Origin of the sequence: Pseudomonas sp. JV245A (genome assembly GCF_032424515.1) — a bacterium.
Classification (GTDB): domain Bacteria; phylum Pseudomonadota; class Gammaproteobacteria; order Pseudomonadales; family Pseudomonadaceae; genus Aquipseudomonas; species Aquipseudomonas protegens.
Map to the genome: position 1 here is coordinate 1 of NZ_VYKE01000353.1, position 1,670 is coordinate 1,670.

2 protein-coding genes are annotated in these 1,670 nt (G+C 68.1%); both read right to left on the reverse strand.

Going from position 1 to position 1,670, the window contains the following annotated elements; genetic code table 11:
* Positions 1 to 6: 6 nt before the first annotated feature.
* The gene (locus tag F6S12_RS31525; protein ID WP_053156138.1) at positions 7 to 1,104 is read right to left on the reverse strand and encodes a cobalt-precorrin-5B (C(1))-methyltransferase; all 1,098 of its coding nucleotides are present in this window, start codon (positions 1,102 to 1,104) and stop codon (positions 7 to 9) included.
* Between the two features lie 93 nt (positions 1,105 to 1,197).
* Positions 1,198 to 1,670, reverse strand: a 473-nt coding sequence (gene cbiT / locus F6S12_RS31530) for a precorrin-6Y C5,15-methyltransferase (decarboxylating) subunit CbiT (protein WP_315869835.1), incomplete at its 5' end; no start/stop codon positions are given.

Sequence of the window (1,670 nt, forward strand, 5' to 3'; positions counted from 1 at the left end):
TACGGGTCATTGGAAACCTCCGGCGTGGCCGACGATGCCGCCCTGGCGGTCGATGGCAAAGACCTCTACCTGGACCTGGGGCGGCACCACGCTGCGGGCGAAATCCAGGGCGTGCCGGCATACCGCATCGCCCAGCGCGACTCCGGCGGCGCTGGCCATGGCCAATGCCTGCTGGCTGGTATTGGCTTGGCGGATCGCCTGTTGCAGGGCTGGGTCGGCCCCCGCATCGGCGGCCCATTGCGCCAGTTGCGGCAGGTCGATACTGGAGTGGCGGCTGTGCAAGTCCATGTGCCCGGCGGCCAGCTTGCTGATCTTGCCGAAGCCGCCGCACAGGCTGAGTTTATCCACCGGTACTTTGCGCAAGTGCTTGAGCACCGCGCCGACGAAGTCGCCCATTTCGATCAGGGCGATTTCCGGCAGCTCGTAGACCCGGCGCATGGTGTCTTCGCTGGCGTTGCCGGTGCAGGCGGCGATGTGCAGGTAGCCATTGGTTTTGGCCACGTCGATGCCTTGATGGATCGAAGCGATGTAGGCCGCGCAGGAGAAGGGCCGGACGATGCCGCTAGTGCCCAGGATCGACAGCCCGCCAAGAATCCCCAGGCGCGGGTTCATGGTTTTCAGGGCCAGTTCCGCTCCGCCCTCGACGTTCACCGTGACCTCGAAACCGCCGGGGTAGGCCCGTTCTTCGGCGAGCCGTTGCAGGTGCTCGCCGATCATCCGGCGCGGTACGGGATTGATCGCCGGCTCGCCCACCGCCAGCACCAGGCCGGGGCGGGTCACGGTGCCGACGCCCTGACCGGCGACGAAGCGAATGCCCGGTTCAGGGGTCAGGCGCACCCGGGAGTACAGCAGGGCGCCGTGGGTCACGTCCGGATCGTCGCCGGCGTCCTTGATAGTGCCTGCTTCGGCGCCGTCGGCGGTGTGGCGGCAGAATTCCAGGCGCATCTGCACCTGCTTGCCCTTGGGCAGGATGATCTGCACCGCGTCGGCATTGCTGCCCTCGAGCAGCAGGCGCGCGGCGGCCAGGCTGGTGGCGGTGGCGCAACTGCCGGTGGTCAGGCCGCTGCGCAGGGGCGCGGGCTGTTCCGCTGTTTCTTCACGCATGTCCCAGCCCTCGAAGGGGCGAGCTTGCTCGCCAAGGGCGTACTTCGGTCTCTTGGGCGGACGTATTCGCGAGCAAGCCCGCACCTGCAAGGTTCATGGCAGGTCCCGGGGCTTGTGCAGGTCCAGCAGGGTGATCGGCAGGGCCTGGCGCCAGGTGTCGAACTCTCCCAGTGGCTGGGCCTGGGCGATGTGAATGCGGGTCAGCTCGCCGCCGTGGCGTTCTCGCCAGTCCATCAGGGTCATTTCGCTTTGCAGGGTCACGGCATTGGCCACCAGGCGCCCGCCGGGCTTGAGTTGTTCCCAGCAGGCCTGCAGCACGCCTACGCGGGTCACGCCGCCACCGATGAAGATCGCATCCGGGCGTTCCAGCCCGGCCAGTGCCTGGGGCGCGCGGCCGCGTATCAGTTGCAGCCCGGGCACGCCGAGTACCTCGCGGTTGTGTTCGATCAATTGCTGGCGGCCGTCGTCGGCCTCGATGGCTAGGGCGCGGCAGCTGGGGTGGGTACGCATCCACTCGATGCCGATGGAGCCGCTGCCGGCACCCACGTCCCAGAGCAGCTCGCCGG

Bases quoted from the DNA above. Each gene is read 5' to 3' on its own strand.
- F6S12_RS31525 (WP_053156138.1), bottom strand. From the start codon at position 1,104: ATGCGTGAAGAAACAGCGGAACAGCCCGCGCCCCTGCGCAGCGGCCTG.